This window comes from Enterobacter sp. GER_MD16_1505_Eko_090, assembly GCF_003331015.1.
Taxonomy (GTDB): domain Bacteria; phylum Pseudomonadota; class Gammaproteobacteria; order Enterobacterales; family Enterobacteriaceae; genus Enterobacter; species Enterobacter roggenkampii.
In genome coordinates, this window is sequence record NZ_PUQF01000010.1 from 184,168 (window position 1) to 198,881 (window position 14,714).

11 protein-coding genes are annotated in these 14,714 nt (G+C 59.8%); 9 read left to right on the forward strand and 2 right to left on the reverse strand.

The features are described from left to right. Window positions 1-17 precede the first annotated feature (17 nt). The 9 genes from C6A40_RS13475 (at window position 18) to C6A40_RS13515 (ending at window position 12,666) form a co-directional block, all read left to right on the forward strand. On the forward strand, window positions 18-1,715 hold the full coding sequence (locus tag C6A40_RS13475) for an NAD-dependent malic enzyme (RefSeq protein ID WP_008501715.1): 1,698 nt from the start codon (window positions 18-20) through the stop codon (window positions 1,713-1,715). A 769-nt stretch (window positions 1,716-2,484) separates the two neighbouring features. Then, window positions 2,485-4,194: an ABC-F family ATP-binding cassette domain-containing protein gene (locus C6A40_RS13480; protein WP_045333821.1), complete on the forward strand. Its 1,710-nt coding sequence runs from the start codon at window positions 2,485-2,487 to the stop codon at window positions 4,192-4,194. Window positions 4,195-4,391: 197 nt separating this feature from the next. Beyond that, complete coding sequence (gene adhP, locus C6A40_RS13485) at window positions 4,392-5,402, forward strand: alcohol dehydrogenase AdhP (protein ID WP_008501719.1); 1,011 nt, start codon at window positions 4,392-4,394, stop codon at window positions 5,400-5,402. 149 nt (window positions 5,403-5,551) lie between these two features. Then, on the forward strand, window positions 5,552-7,171 hold the full coding sequence (locus C6A40_RS13490) for a TIGR04028 family ABC transporter substrate-binding protein (RefSeq protein WP_045333823.1): 1,620 nt from the start codon (window positions 5,552-5,554) through the stop codon (window positions 7,169-7,171). A 10-nt stretch (window positions 7,172-7,181) separates the two neighbouring features. Next, window positions 7,182-8,126 (forward strand): ABC transporter permease, encoded by a 945-nt coding sequence (locus tag C6A40_RS13495; RefSeq protein ID WP_045333825.1) that lies wholly within the window; start codon window positions 7,182-7,184, stop codon window positions 8,124-8,126. After that, entirely contained in the window at window positions 8,123-8,974 is an 852-nt protein-coding gene (locus tag C6A40_RS13500) for an ABC transporter permease (protein WP_023344202.1), read from the forward strand. The genes C6A40_RS13495 and C6A40_RS13500 overlap by 4 nt, the downstream gene beginning before the upstream one ends. Then, window positions 8,971-10,578: a dipeptide ABC transporter ATP-binding protein gene (locus tag C6A40_RS13505; RefSeq protein WP_045333828.1), complete on the forward strand. Its 1,608-nt coding sequence runs from the start codon at window positions 8,971-8,973 to the stop codon at window positions 10,576-10,578. The genes C6A40_RS13500 and C6A40_RS13505 overlap by 4 nt, the downstream gene beginning before the upstream one ends. After that, on the forward strand, window positions 10,575-11,564 hold the full coding sequence (locus C6A40_RS13510; RefSeq protein ID WP_008501724.1) for a putative FMN-dependent luciferase-like monooxygenase: 990 nt from the start codon (window positions 10,575-10,577) through the stop codon (window positions 11,562-11,564). Before C6A40_RS13505 ends, C6A40_RS13510 begins: the two co-directional genes overlap by 4 nt. Window positions 11,565-11,574: 10 nt before the next feature. Continuing rightward, window positions 11,575-12,666, forward strand: coding sequence for an alkylhydroperoxidase domain protein (locus C6A40_RS13515; RefSeq protein WP_023327543.1), 1,092 nt, complete (start codon window positions 11,575-11,577; stop codon window positions 12,664-12,666). Window positions 12,667-12,672: 6 nt separating this feature from the next. On the opposite strand, the gene araJ is transcribed toward C6A40_RS13515, so the two are convergent. After that, entirely contained in the window at window positions 12,673-13,848 is a 1,176-nt protein-coding gene (araJ, locus tag C6A40_RS13520; RefSeq protein WP_023344205.1) for an MFS transporter AraJ, read from the reverse strand. A gap of 189 nt (window positions 13,849-14,037) precedes the next feature. Further along, window positions 14,038-14,544, reverse strand: coding sequence for a YbjP/YqhG family protein (locus tag C6A40_RS13525; protein ID WP_045333829.1), 507 nt, complete (start codon window positions 14,542-14,544; stop codon window positions 14,038-14,040). Window positions 14,545-14,714 lie beyond the last annotated feature (170 nt).

Genomic DNA, 14,714 nt, shown 5'->3' on the forward strand with positions numbered 1-14,714 from the left:
AAAAAAGAGTGAGTGACATGGACAACAAACTGAAAAAACATCGTTCCTTATACATCCCATACGCCGGACCGGTTTTACTCGAATTCCCCCTGCTCAACAAAGGCAGCGCCTTCAGCATGGAAGAGCGCAGCAGCTTTAACCTGCTGGGCTTACTGCCTGAAGTGGTTGAAACCATTGAAGAACAGGCAGAGCGCGCGTGGATCCAGTACCAGGGTTTCAAAACTGAAATCGACAAACACATCTACCTGCGTAACATTCAGGACACCAACGAAACCCTCTTCTATCGCCTGGTGCAAAACCATCTCGAAGAGATGATGCCGGTGATCTACACCCCGACGGTGGGTGCCGCCTGCGAGCGTTTCTCCGAGATCTACCGTCGCTCCCGCGGGGTATTCATCTCTTATCAGAACCGTCACAACATGGACGATATTCTGCAGAACGTGCCTAACCACAATATCAAAGTGATTGTGGTGACCGACGGCGAACGTATTCTCGGCCTCGGCGACCAGGGCATCGGCGGGATGGGGATCCCTATCGGTAAACTTTCTCTGTATACCGCCTGCGGCGGGATCAGCCCGGCGTATACCCTGCCGGTGGTGCTGGACGTCGGCACCAACAACCAGCAGCTGCTCAACGACCCGCTCTATATGGGCTGGCGCCATCCGCGTATTACCGACGACGAGTACTATCAGTTTGTCGACGACTTCATCCAGGCCGTGAAGCACCGCTGGCCGGACGTGCTGCTGCAGTTCGAAGACTTCGCGCAGAAAAACGCGATGCCGCTGCTGAACCGCTATCGCGATGAGATCTGCTCCTTTAACGACGATATCCAGGGCACCGCGGCCGTGACGGTGGGTACGCTCATCGCCGCCAGCCGTGCGGCGGGAAGCCAGCTGAGCTACCAGAAAATCGTCTTCCTGGGAGCAGGCTCCGCGGGCTGCGGTATCGCCGAGCAGATTATTGCCCAGACCCAGCGCGAAGGCTTAAGCGAAGAGCTGGCCCGCTCCCGCGTCTTTATGGTGGACCGTTTCGGCCTGCTGACCGACGGCATGCCGAACCTGCTGCCGTTCCAGACCAAGCTGGTGCAGAAACGCGAAAACCTGAAAAACTGGGATACCGACAACGAAGTCCTTTCCCTGCTGGACGTGGTGCGCAACGTGAAGCCGGATATTCTGATCGGCGTTTCCGGGCAAACCGGTCTCTTCACTGAAGAGATTATTCGCGAGATGCACAAGCACTGCGAGCGCCCTATCGTGATGCCGCTGTCTAACCCGACGTCCCGCGTGGAGGCGACGCCGCAGGACATCATCGCCTGGACCGAAGGTAATGCGCTGGTGGCCACCGGCAGCCCGTTCGATCCGGTGGTGTGGAAGGATAAAACCTATCCGATTGCCCAGTGCAACAACTCCTATATCTTCCCGGGCATTGGTTTGGGCGTTATCGCCTCCGGCGCGTCCCGCATCACCGACGAAATGCTGATGTCGGCGAGCGAGACCCTGGCGGGCCACTCGCCGCTGGTCAACGACGGCGAAGGTCTGGTTCTGCCTGAGCTGAAGGACATTCACAAGGTGTCGCGGGCTATCGCGTTTGCAGTGGGTAAAATGGCGCAGCAGCAGGGCGTGGCGGTGAAAACCTCTGCCGACGCGCTGCAGCAGGCCATCGACGACAACTTCTGGAAGCCTGAATACCGCAGCTATCGCCGTACGTCGATTTGATCCGCTTTGACCGTTCCCTCTCCCAGTGGGAGACGCGGTGCGGCCCAATCGCCCGGTGGCGCTTCGCTTACCGGGCCTACGGGGGCTCTCCCTGTGGGCTCAGGAATCCCAGTAATTTTTACCGGATGCGATGAATGTTGCTTCAGGAAAATGAATGACTTACAGCGACGCCCTGGTCCGGCTGTAAATCGCCGAAGCGTTTCCGTAAGGCCGGGGCGAGGCGCAGGGATGCGCCGAGAGGGCGTGGCCTGCAGGGATGCAGGCTCATGCCCGACCCGATAGCCTGAAGGAATAAGCTGAGGGCACCGCGAAGCGGCGATTTTCCGCCGGGAGCCCGGGTCGCCAGGGTGGTGGCGACTGAGCCACCCTGGCACGTTCACCGGTCACATCGCTAAAGAGTAGCAAGGAACATAAAGTGAACGTAATGACCACCAGAGCCGTATGTTCCCCTCACCCTAACCCTCTCCCATAGGAGAGGGAATTACATTCGTCCCCCCCCTAGCCAAACCCCTTTTCCCCCGCTACACTCCTTTCATCCATTAACCCACTGAATATATAAGGAGGCCAATTATGCTGTATCGTGAAATTTTCAATGTTTCACATACATTTGGTGATCGCACCCGCTCAAGCGTTATCGGTATCGTGCTGCGATAACTTCGGCTTGAGCGAAGACACCAACCCCTGAAATCCCTTCTCTCGGGCTTACTGAGTTATCGTCAGCGATGTTTGACGAGGCATAAACATGCCTGTAACTCTTGGGTAAGCAACAATGAGCACTTTACTCACTGCACAATCTTTACGCGTTGATACGGCGTTTGGCACGCTCTTCGACTCACTCTCCTTTACGCTGAAAAAAGGCGACCGCATTGGCCTGCTGGGCGATAACGGCTGCGGCAAAAGTACGCTGCTGAAGGTGCTGGACGGCACGGATTCACCTGCTGCCGGAACGGTAGCGCTGGCCGGGCATTGCCTGATGGCGCGCGTGGAGCAACATCTCCCGGACGCTATTTTACCGCTCACCATGCTGGATGCCGTCCTGGCCCAGCTGCCCGTAGCGGAACGGGACAGCCTGCGCTGGAAAGCCGAAACGCTGCTGGCAGGCATGGGCTTTACGCCGCAGGATATGATGCTGTACTCCGCCACGCTGAGCGGCGGGCAGCACACCCGCCTGCTGCTGGCCCGGGCGCTGATTCACGAGCCGGACCTGCTCCTGTTGGATGAACCCAGCAACCACCTTGACCTGCCGACCATGCTCTGGCTGGAACACTTCCTGCAGAACTGGTCGGGCAGCTTTGTGCTGGTCTCGCATGACAGACAGCTGCTGGATGCCGTCACCAACGGCAGCTGGATCCTGCGCGATAAAACGCTGCACTACTTTGCCCTTCCCTGCACGGCGGCACGTCAGGCGCTGGAAGCCAAAGATGAGACCGACGCGCAGCGCCACAAGGCGGAGCAAAAGGAGATCGACCGCGTGACCGCCAGCGCCAAACGTCTGGCGACCTGGGGCAAGGTTTACGACAACGAAGACCTGGCCCGCAAAGCCAAACAGATGGAAAAACAGGTCGAACGGCTCAAAGAGAGCCAGACCGCGCTCACGGCGGGCAGCCCGTGGACGTTAACCCTGCGCGGCGACGCGCTGCGGGCTGACCGTCTGCTGGAGATGGAAAACCTCGGCGTCCCGCCCGCGCCTGGGCTACCGCCGCTGTTTAACATCGAAACGGCGCGGCTGAAAAGCGGCGATCGCGTGGCGATTGTCGGTCGTAACGGCTGCGGTAAATCGTCGTTGATGAAGCTTATCTGGCGACATTTTTCCGATGAACCGGCGGACAGTGGGCTGAAAATCCATCCGCGCGTCTCGCCGGGCTACTACGACCAGACGCTGCATCAGCTGCCGGATGACGCCACGCTGCTCGACGCGCTGGAGCCTTTTGCACCGGATCCGCAGAACCGCAAAATGGCGCTCATCAGCGCCGGGTTCCCGTGGTCCCGCCATGGGCAGAAAGTCAGCACGCTCAGCGGCGGCGAACGCTCGCGCCTGCTGTTCGTGGGCCTGACGCTTGCCCGCTACAGCCTGCTGATGCTGGATGAGCCCACCAACCACCTGGACATGGAAGGCAAAGAGGCGCTGGCGCACACCCTTCAGCAGTTCGAAGGCGGCGTGCTGCTGGTCAGCCATGACCGTCAGTTAATTAGCCAAAGCTGCAACCGTTTCTGGCTGATTGAGGACGGTACGCTGAGCAAATGGCACGATGCAGAAGCGGTGTTTGAGCGGCTGCGTGAACGCGCGGGGCTGGTGACAGCCACTGCGCCCGCTGTCGCCGCGACGGTTCACCCCTCGCCGCATGACGATCTGCTTGAGCGGCTGATCGCGCTGGAAACGCTGCTGGAAGACGATCTGGCGCGCAAGCCGAAGCATCAAAAGCCGCAGCTCCAGGCACAATGGCGTAAAGAGATAGAGGAGATAGAAGCCCAGCTGTAAGTCTGCGCCCGGCAAGAGCCTCGCCGGGCCAGCATTTTCCCCCCTTAATTATTAGAGGATCGCCGTATTCTTAATCTGAAATCGAATCAAATGATGACATTATGTTGCCGCAGCCTTGCATTACCAGGCTAATGTATTAATCCTTAAGGGGTATTACACCTGCTATGCAGATTCTTATCATGAACAAGGAGATACACATGAAGGCTGCTGTTGTCACTCAGGACCACCAGGTCAACGTCACCGAAAAAACCTTACGCCCGCTTAAGCATGGGGAAGCCCTGCTGAAGATGGAGTGCTGTGGCGTATGCCATACCGATCTTCACGTGAAGAACGGTGATTTTGGCGACAAGACCGGGGTTATCCTGGGCCATGAAGGAATTGGTATCGTGAAAGAAGTCGGCCCTGGCGTGAAGTCCCTGAAAGTCGGCGACCGCGCAAGCGTGGCCTGGTTCTTTGAAGGCTGCGGCCACTGCGAATACTGTAATTCCGGCAATGAAACCCTGTGCCGTGACGTGAAAAACGCCGGTTACTCCGTCGACGGCGGCATGGCGGAAGAGTGCATCGTCACCGCGGATTACGCGGTAAAAGTGCCGGACGGTCTGGATTCGGCGGCGGCCAGCAGCATTACCTGCGCTGGCGTGACCACCTACAAAGCGGTGAAGGTGTCGGGTATTAAACCGGGCCAGTGGATCGCGATTTACGGTCTGGGCGGGCTGGGCAACCTCGCGCTGCAGTACGCCAAAAACGTCTTTAACGCCAAAGTCATCGCCCTTGACGTGAACGACGAACAGCTGAAGCTGGCGGCCAGCATGGGTGCGGATTTAACCATCAACTCCCGCAGCGAAGATGCCGCTAAGATTGTGCAGGAAAAAACCGGCGGCGCGCATGCCGCAGTCGTCACTGCCGTCGCAAAAGCGGCCTTCAACTCGGCGGTAGATGCCGTGCGTGCCGGTGGCCGCGTGGTCGCGGTTGGCCTGCCGCCGGAAGCGATGAGCCTCGATATTCCGCGTCTGGTGCTGGACGGCATTCAGGTGGTGGGTTCGCTGGTCGGTACCCGTCAGGATCTGCAGGAGGCCTTCCAGTTTGCGGCCGAGGGCAAAGTGGTGCCGAAAGTGACGATGCGTCCTATTGAGGACATCAACGCCATCTTTAAAGAGATGGAACAGGGCCAGATCCGTGGCCGTATGGTGATTGACCTGCGTTCGTAATCACCCACCGTACATCGCCGCTCCTCTCCGGGGCGGTTTTTTTATAGCCATTTTCCGGCAATCCTTATCTTAATTCCTTTGTTCCCTTGTTTTCCCCCGCGCCCGATGATGAATCCGACGCTAACAAGAAGATAACAAAGGAATTCACCATGCAAACCCCATTTCGTCTGCCGCTGCTGACGGCGCTGATTCTGACGACCACCGCAGCCTGGTCCGCTGATGCGCCGGTCAAAGGCGGCACGCTGATTTATCTGGAACAACAGGCGCACACCAACCTCTATCCGCCCGCCGGCGGCTTCTACCCGAACGGCGGCATTCTGAACCAAATCACCGACAAGCTGACCTGGCAGAACCCAAAGACGCTGCAGGTCGAACCGTGGGTGGCGGAAAGCTGGACCACCAACGCCGATAAAACCGAATACACCTTTAAAATTCGCCCGGGGATCACTTTCTCCGACGGCACGCCGCTCGACGCCAACGCCGTAGCAAAAAACTTTGATACCTACGGCTTAGGTAACAAGGCGCAGCGCCTGCCGGTGTCAGAAGTGATCAATAACTACGATCGCAGCGAAGTGGTCGACCCGCTGACCGTGAAGTTCTACTTCAAAAAACCGTCGCCGGGATTCCTGCAGGGCACCGCCACGATTGGCTCGGGCCTGGTCTCGCTCAGCACGCTGAAGCGCAACTTTGAAGAGCTGGGTGACGCCCGGCATATCATCGGCTCCGGCCCGTTTGTGGTGAAGGACGAGAAGCTGGGGCGTGAAGTGACGCTGGAAGCGCGTAAGGACTACCAGTGGGGGCCCAAAAATCTGGCGCAACAGGGGCCAGCCAATCTGGACGGCATCAAGTTTATCGTGACTCAGGAAGACAGCGTGCGCGTCGGCGCCCTGCTGGCCGGACAGGCCGACTTTATTCGCCAGGTGCAGGCGTATGACGAAAAGCAGGCGACAGACCAGGGCTATAAGATCTACGCTGCCCCAACGCGCGGGGTGAACGACAGCATCAGCTTCCGCCCGGATAACCCGCTGGTCTCCGATATTCGCGTGCGCCAGGCGCTGCTGCATGCCACCAATGCAAAACAGGTGGTTGAGACCCTCTTCTCGGCTAACTATCCGCAGGCGAAGTCGGTGATTGCCGATTCCGCCGCTGGCTTTGTCGATCTCAGCGACAAATTGACCTTTGACCCGGCTAAAGCTAACCAGCTGCTGGACGAGGCGGGCTGGAAAGCGGGCAGCGACGGGATCCGCGCCAAAGACGGCCAGCGGCTGGCGCTAACGGTGTATGAATCCCTGCCGCAGCCGCAAAACAAAGAGGTGCTGCAGCTGGTTGCCCAGCAGTGGCGACAGGTGGGCGTGGCGCTGAGCGTGAAAGCCGGTGACGCAGGCAGCCGCACGCTGGATAACCTTGACCCGCTGAAAACCCCGTTAACCGTCTCCGAAGTAGGCCGCGCCGATCCTGACGTGGTGAAAAGCATGTTCTACCCCGCTAACCGAGACGCGCTGCTGCAAAAAGGCGGCTCCAGCGACAAGGTCAAAAGCTTCCGTGACGACAAGCTGAATGCGCTGCTGGTAAATATCTCCTCAGAGGTCGATCCGCAAAAGCGCCTGCAGCTGACCGGCGATGCCCAGCGCTACCTGCTGGATAACGCCTACGTCATTCCGATTTTCGAGGAGCCGCAGGTCTTTGCCGGTGCGCCATGGCTGAAAGGCGTGAATTTTGAAGCGGTCGGCCGCCCGTCGTTCTACGGCGCGTGGCTTGAGAAACACTGAGGAGCTGACGATGCGCCACGCACTTCTTCAACGCTTTGGGCACGGGCTGCTGGTGCTGTGGGCCGCCTTTACCCTCTCGTTCGTGTTGCTCCAGGTGCTGCCGGGCGACGCGGTGCTGATTAAATTTCAGAACCCGGACCTGGGCCTAAGCCCGGCGCAAATCGAGGAGATGCGCGTGGCCTACGGTGCGGACAGCCCGTTGTGGCAGCAATACGGCCACACGCTGCTGGCGATGCTGCGCGGGGATTTCGGCTATTCGTTACAGGCCGGGGTGCCGGTCAGCGAGCTGATTGCCAGCAATCTGCCGGATACCCTGAGCCTCGCCCTGCCCGCGTTTGTACTCGCAGTCCTGCTGGCGTTTGCGCTGGCCTTTGCGTCGCGCCTGCCGGGTCTGCGCTGGCTGAGTAATACCCTGCAGTCGCTGCCGGTCCTGTTTATCTCTTTACCGACGTTCTGGCTGGGGATTGCCCTCATCCAGCTCTTTTCTTTCCAGCTGCGGCTGATACCGGTGATTAACCCGACGCCGCTGCAGGGGCTGATCCTGCCGATCGTGACCGTCGCGATCCCGATCTCCGCCCCGCTGGCGCAAATCCTGATGCGCAGCCTGGACCAGGTGGCGACGCAGCCGTTTGTCGCCGTGGCCCGCGCCAAAGGGCTGAGTGAAGCCGCCGTCCTGTGGCGTCACGTCACCGGCAACGCCCTGCTGCCGGTACTCAATATTGCCGGGCTGCTGCTGGGCGAGCTCATTGCCGGAGCGCTGATCACCGAAACCGTTTTTGGCCGCAGCGGGCTCGGGCAGCTGACCCAGCAGGCGGTAAATAACCAGGACATCGCCGTGCTTCAGGCGGTGGTGATGATTTCCGCCCTCGGCTTTGTGCTGATCAATCTGCTGGTGGACCTGCTGATGCCGCTGCTGGATCCCCGCCTGCAAACCGTTACCGGAGGTGCATCATGAGCCTGGTCGATTACGCTGCCGCGGCGCGAAAACGCGTTCCCGGCTGGCAGGGCGTCGCATGGCAGCCGGGACTGTGGCTGGCGTGGGCGGTGATTATTCTCGCGGTTTTTGCCGCCGTGGCGCCCGGCCTGTTAACCCACTACAGCCCGATTGAGGGCATCGCCGGAGCGCAACGTCTGGCGCCGCAGGCGGGCCACTGGCTCGGCACCGATCAGCTTGGCCGCGATGTTTACACCCGTATTGTGTACGGTGCGTCCCACTCCCTGAGCGCGGCGCTCGCTGCCGTCACGATGGGGCTGGTGGTGGGCACCGGTCTGGGGGTGATCGCCGGGGCGTTCGCAGGACGCGTCGAGTCTTTCCTGATGCGTTTTGTCGACGTGCTGTTGTCCATTCCGTCTCTGCTGCTCTCGCTGACGGTCATTATTCTGCTCGGGTTTGGCACCGTTAACGCCGCCATTGCCGTCGGCGTGGCCTCCATTGCCAGCTTCGCCCGCCTCGCGCGCGGTGAAGTGGTGCGCATCCGCCATACGGATTATGTCGAGGCGGCGTTCGGCAGCGGCGGGACGTTCCTGGCGGTGCTGTGGCGACACATCCTGCCCAACGCCTTAACCGCCGTCCTTGCCTTTGCCACGCTGCAGTTTGGTCAGGCCATTCTGGCCCTGTCCACGCTGAGCTTTCTCGGCTACGGCACCCCGCCGCCCGTTCCGGAATGGGGCTTATTGATCGCCGAAGGGCGTAACTATCTCTCTACCGCCTGGTGGTTAACCACCTTCCCCGGCGTGGTCGTCATCGCCGTCGTGCTGGCCACCAACCGTATCAGCCAGCAGTTCAGCGGAGGCCTGAAATGACCGTACTCTCGGTAGAAAACCTGACCATCAGCTACCGTACCGCGCGCCGGTGGCGCGAGGTGGTGCATAACGTCAGCTTCGCCCTTCAGCGGGGGGAAATGCTGGCCTTTGTCGGCGAATCCGGTTCCGGCAAAACGACCACGGCGCAGGCGATCATCGGCCTGCTGGCGGATAACGCCCGTCGGGATGCGGGGAAAATCGTGCTCAACGGCGAGGAGATTAGCCGGTGGTCAGCGAAGCGACTCGATACCCTTCGCGGGGCGCGAATCAGCCTGGTTCCGCAGGATCCGGGTAATTCACTCAATCCGGTGAAGACGATCGGCGCGCAGGTCGGGGAAATTATTCAGCTGCACCAGAAGGTGACTCACGCCCAACGCGACGAGCAGGTGCTCGCCCTGCTGAAAAAGGTCGGCCTGAGCCACCCCGAACAGCGCATGACGCAGTATCCGCATCAGCTCTCCGGCGGGATGAAACAGCGCGTGCTGATTGCCATCGCCATTGCCCTGAGCCCGGACGTCATCATTGCCGATGAGCCCACCAGCGCGCTGGACGTGACGGTGCAAAAACGCATTCTCGACCTGCTGGATATCCTGCGCCGGGAATCGGGCACCGCCGTTCTGTTTGTCACCCACGATCTGGCCCTGGCCGCCCAGCGCGCGGACAGGCTGCTGGTGTTTCGCAACGGTGAGGTTCAGGAGCATGGCGACACCGCCGATATCGTCCGCACGCCGCAGCACGCCTACACCCGTCAGCTGCTGAGCGATCTTCAGGGCCAGCGCCTGACCATCGCCCCGGTAGCCGGTCTCCCGCTCGCGTCACCGGCCATTCGCGCCCGCGCCATCAGCAAACGGTTCTCGCTGGGTAAAGGTCATCAGCTTCAGGCGCTGGATCGGGTGACGTTTGACGTCAGACGCGGCAGCACGCATGCGCTGGTCGGTGAATCCGGCTCCGGGAAAACCACCCTCGCCCGTATTTTGCTGGGCTTTGAACAGGCTGACAGCGGGCAGGTCATTATTGACGATATCGATGCCACCGACCTCAGCCGCGAGGCCCGCCGTCAGCTGCGCCAGAAGATCCAGTTTGTTTACCAGAACCCGTTCGCCTCTCTCGACCCGCGTCAGACGCTGTTCGAGATCATCGAAGAGCCCCTGAAGAACTTTTCTCGCCTCGCCAAGGCGGAGCGAAAGGCCCGGGTGGAGACCGTGGCGCAGCGGGTTGCCCTGCCCGTCGAACTCCTGACCCGCACCGCCAGAGAGCTTTCAGGCGGGCAGCGCCAGCGCGTGGCCATCTCCCGGGCGCTGATTCTGGAGCCGACCATTCTGGTGCTGGACGAAGCCACCTCCGCGCTGGACGTCACCGTCCAGGCGCAGATCCTGGCTCTGCTTCAGCAGCTGCAGCAGCAGCTGGGATTAACCTACCTGTTCATCACGCACGATCTCTCCACCGTTCGCCGGATCGCCCACAGCGTCACGGTGCTGCGCAGCGGTCAGGTGGTCGAACACGGTGACGTCGAAACCTTATTCACGTCACCGCAGAACGACTATACCCGCGAGCTGATTGCCGCCATTCCCCATTTTTCACCCGCTACGGAGGAGTTCGCATGACGCGAAAACGCCTGGGATTTTTCACCCGCCTGCTTGACGACGCCACGCCGAAAGAGCGCTATCGACTGGCTACAGAACAGATCCGCCACGCCGAACGCCACGGTTTTGACAGCGCCTGGATTGCCCAGCACCACTTCCACGAAAGTGAAGGCGGCCTGCCGTCGCCGCTGCTGTTTCTGGCCCACGTTGCGGCGCATACCGAAACCATCCGGCTGGGCACGGCCATCATCACCCTTCCGATGGAAAACCCGCTGCGCGTGGCGGAAGATGCGGCGGTGCTGGATTTACTCGCCGATGGACGTCTCGAAGTCGGTTTTGGTTCGGGCGGCACGCCGACCTCTTTCCTGCCGTTCGGACTGACGTTTGAACAGCGCGGCGCGGCCTTTGCTGACCATTTGCATGTGATCCAGAGCGCCTGGCGCGGGGATTCGCTCACCCATCCGGATAACCACCTCTACCCGCCAGCGCCACAGCTGGCTGACAGGATCTGGATTGCCACCTTTTCCGTCGACGGCGCCGTTCGCGCCGCGCGGGCCGGACACGGTTTGATGCTCTCCCGCACGCAGCCGCGTCCGGCAGACCAGTTGGATCTCACGCTCGACGCGATCCAGAACCCGATTGTGGATGCCTACCTTGAGGCCCTGCCCGCCGGTATCGCACCGCGTATTCTGGCCTCCCGTACGGCATTCGTCGCCGACAGCGATGACTATGCGCTGAAGGTTGCGACGCCGGGTCTCACCAGACAGGCCCAGCAGCATCGCGCTGCCGGACACGCGGTTAAAGGTGACACCGTCACCGATTTTCGTCGCCAGTTCGACGCCCACATCGGTTCGCCCGAGACGGTGCTGCGTTCGCTGCAGGCCGATTCCGTTCTCCGGCGCGCCACGGACATCTCATTCCAGGTCCATTCGGTCGAGCCCACCCATCGAGACACGCTGCGCTCCATCGAACTGATCGCCGAACATATTGCCCCCCACATCCTTTGAGGAGACACCTATGTCATTAAGTCACGACATTCTCGCCGAGCTGGCGGAAATCAAACCCGGTTCCCCTCTGGCAGAGGCGCGCGCCACGCGGGACGCCGCCACGCGCCACGCCCAGGGCAGCTACGAAATCTTATTTACCCAGCAGGATAGCGATTTTGCGCTGGACGAGCGCTTCGCCGTCGCGGCAAAAGTTGCGAGGTGGCACAACGCGGAGGCGCTGGCCGCGCACTATGCGGGATTTGGCCTGGCAGACCCGACCTCAGACCGTCTGACCCCGGCGCTGAATTTCGCGCGCCTGCTGACCTTCTCCCCCGTCGAAGCCACGCCGACATCGTTAAGGGCGCTGACCCAGGCGGGTTGGAGCAAGGAAGGCATCGTGACGCTGGCGCAGCTTATCGCCTTTGTCAGCTTCCAGAGCCGACTGATTGCCGGGCTGCGGCTGCTGAACGACAGGCCCGTCGCCACAAGCGATGCGCCTGTGGCGGCGGGCGTCTGGCACACGACCGCCACCACGGCCACCGGAAAGGCGGCTCCCGTCGCCTTCACCCAGCAGGAGCTGGGCTGGGAGCCGTGGATCGCCGCCAAACCGCTGGCGGATTTTCGTGATGACGAGGTTGCGATCCTGGCGAAGTTTGGCCACACCGATTCCGACTATTTCCGCCTGCTGGGGCGCAACCTGCCGGTGCTTGAACAGCGCACGCTAACGGATAAAGGGATTTTTTATACGCCGGGGGGGTTGCCGCGCGCCGAGCGCGAGCTGGCGGCAACGGTCGCCAGTAAAATCAACGGCTGCATTTACTGCGCATCTGTCCATGCGCGGAAAGCCAGCCAGCTGTCTAAGGATGACGCGGCGGTAGAGGCCCTGCTGGCCGTGCGTCCGGGACAGTCCCTGAGCGAGGGGCAGTCTGCGCGCTGGCAGGCGGAGATTAATTTTGCGGCAGCGCTGTCGGTTACGCCGCCGGCCGCCACGCCGCTGCACCTTGCCGCGCTGGAAAAAGAGGGGCTGGACACCTTAGCCCAGCTTGATCTGGTGCAGTCCGCCGCGTTCTTCGCCTGGGCCAACCGCCTGATGCTGACCCTGGGCGAGCCCTGGCTTGCCTGACTTCAATCAGGCTAGCGCACGCGCGTTAGCCTGAGCCTGCCTGGCCCGCAGGTAACCGTAGATCAGTAATGCACTCATGGCCGAGAACGAGAGTAACGCCGCAGGCAGCGTGACGTAGCGCCAGCTAAAGCCGAGGGTAATCATCATCCCGCCAAAGTACGCCCCGATCGCACTGCCGAGATTAAACGCCATCTGCCCTCCGGCCGCCCCCAGCATCTCACCGCCCTTCGCATTTTGCAGAAGCAGGATTTGCAGCGGTGCAGAGAGCGCGAACAGCCCGGCGCAGCAGATAAAGCCCATCACCAGCGAGGCCGTTTTCAGTTCGCCCAGGGCGAAAAGCAGCAGCAGCGAGGCGACAATCACCATGTCGGTAGTCGCCGCAATGCGCAGCGGGCTAAAGCGCCCCGAGAGCTTGCCGCTCAACAGATTGCCCAACACCATGCCAAGGCCCATCAGCATCATGATGATCGTCATCATCCCTTCGGAAAAGCCAGAAACGTTGACCATAAACGGTTTGACGAAGCTGAACCACGCGAACACACCGGCGTTACCAAACATGGTGGCGGCAAAAATCAGCCAGGGCTCCGGTTTCTTCAGGAACTGGAACTGCTCGGTCAGTTTAATTTCTGATTTGTCATGAATGTCCGGCACCCAGATCAGCACCGAGAGGATCACCAGCGCATCGAACAGGGCTATCAGGAAAAAGGTATAACGCCAGCTGAACTGGTGCCCCAGCCAGGTGCCGAGCGGCACACCCACCAGGTTGGCGACGGTCATTCCGGCGATCATCCCGGCCACCGCGACCGTCACTTTTCCCGGCGGCGCAATTTTGGAGAGGATTATCGCCCCGACGCCGAAAATGGCGCCGTGCGGGAAACCGGAAATCAGGCGCCCCAGCGCCAGCCAGAAATAAGACGTAGAAAACGTAAACAGGGCGTTGCCAACAGCGCACATCGCCACCAGAAACAGCAGCGTGGTTTTTAACGAGAACTTGCCTGAGAACAGCGCCACAATCGGGGCGCCAATCACCACGCCGAAGGCATAAAACGAGATCATATTCCCGGCGGAGGGAATCGAAATACCGGTGTCATGCGCCAGCTCGGTTAACACGCCCATGATGCCAAATTCAGCCATGCCCAGGCCAAATGTGCCAAGCGCCAACGAAAATATTGTCTTTTTCATACCTCAACCACGGGTTAATCACTCGCAGCGGGCATTATTGAATAATCTTGTATGGTGAGCCAGTTCAAATCAGATGGCTGACAGGTTAATCCATTGATTCAGGGGTTTTCTCCAACTGCTACGCGGTGGGATTGGCAAACAAAAAGCCCCGGCAGGCGTCAGGGCTTTAAAGGGTTTAAGGTCTGGCCTTTACGGTGTGCTTTCTGCCGCCGCTTTAGCGCGTGTAATCGCGCCAGCATTGAAAATTGGGTGCTCGTGATTGTTCGTTACGTCACGAACGCGGTAGATTTTCCATGCATCATCTTCACGACGAAGAAATACCTCAAGATGGATGCTTCTCCCGTTACCCGCCCCTTCAATGACGTGGACTACTTCACCGTTTAAAAATGGTCTGGCGTTTTCCACTCGTAACGCAGGTATCCATTCACGGGAGTAATCTTGTGTATACGTAAAATAGTCAGACTCTATTAACTCTTGTTCAGAGATTTCCTGAATGGTATTAATGCGAGCAATCGTATCAGCAGAAACATATTTACTCAGTTCGTCGGCAGGATAAGGCCTGGCTTCATCGCTGCCGAATACGGAAAGATAGGATTTATAAAATGATTCGGTAGCGTCTTGTGCGCTACGTTCTTGATTGGCAGCCGAACTACATCCCACCAGCAACATAACGAATGATAATAATATCCTTTTCATCAATGCATCCTGTAAATTTTAAAGGATGGTTGCATTTTGCGGGGCTTTGTTGAATAAATCGAACTTTTGCTGAGTTGAAGGATCAGATCACGCATCTTCCCGACAACGCAGACCGTTCCGTGGCAAAGCAAAAGTTCAAAATCACCAACTGGCCCACCTACAATAAAGCC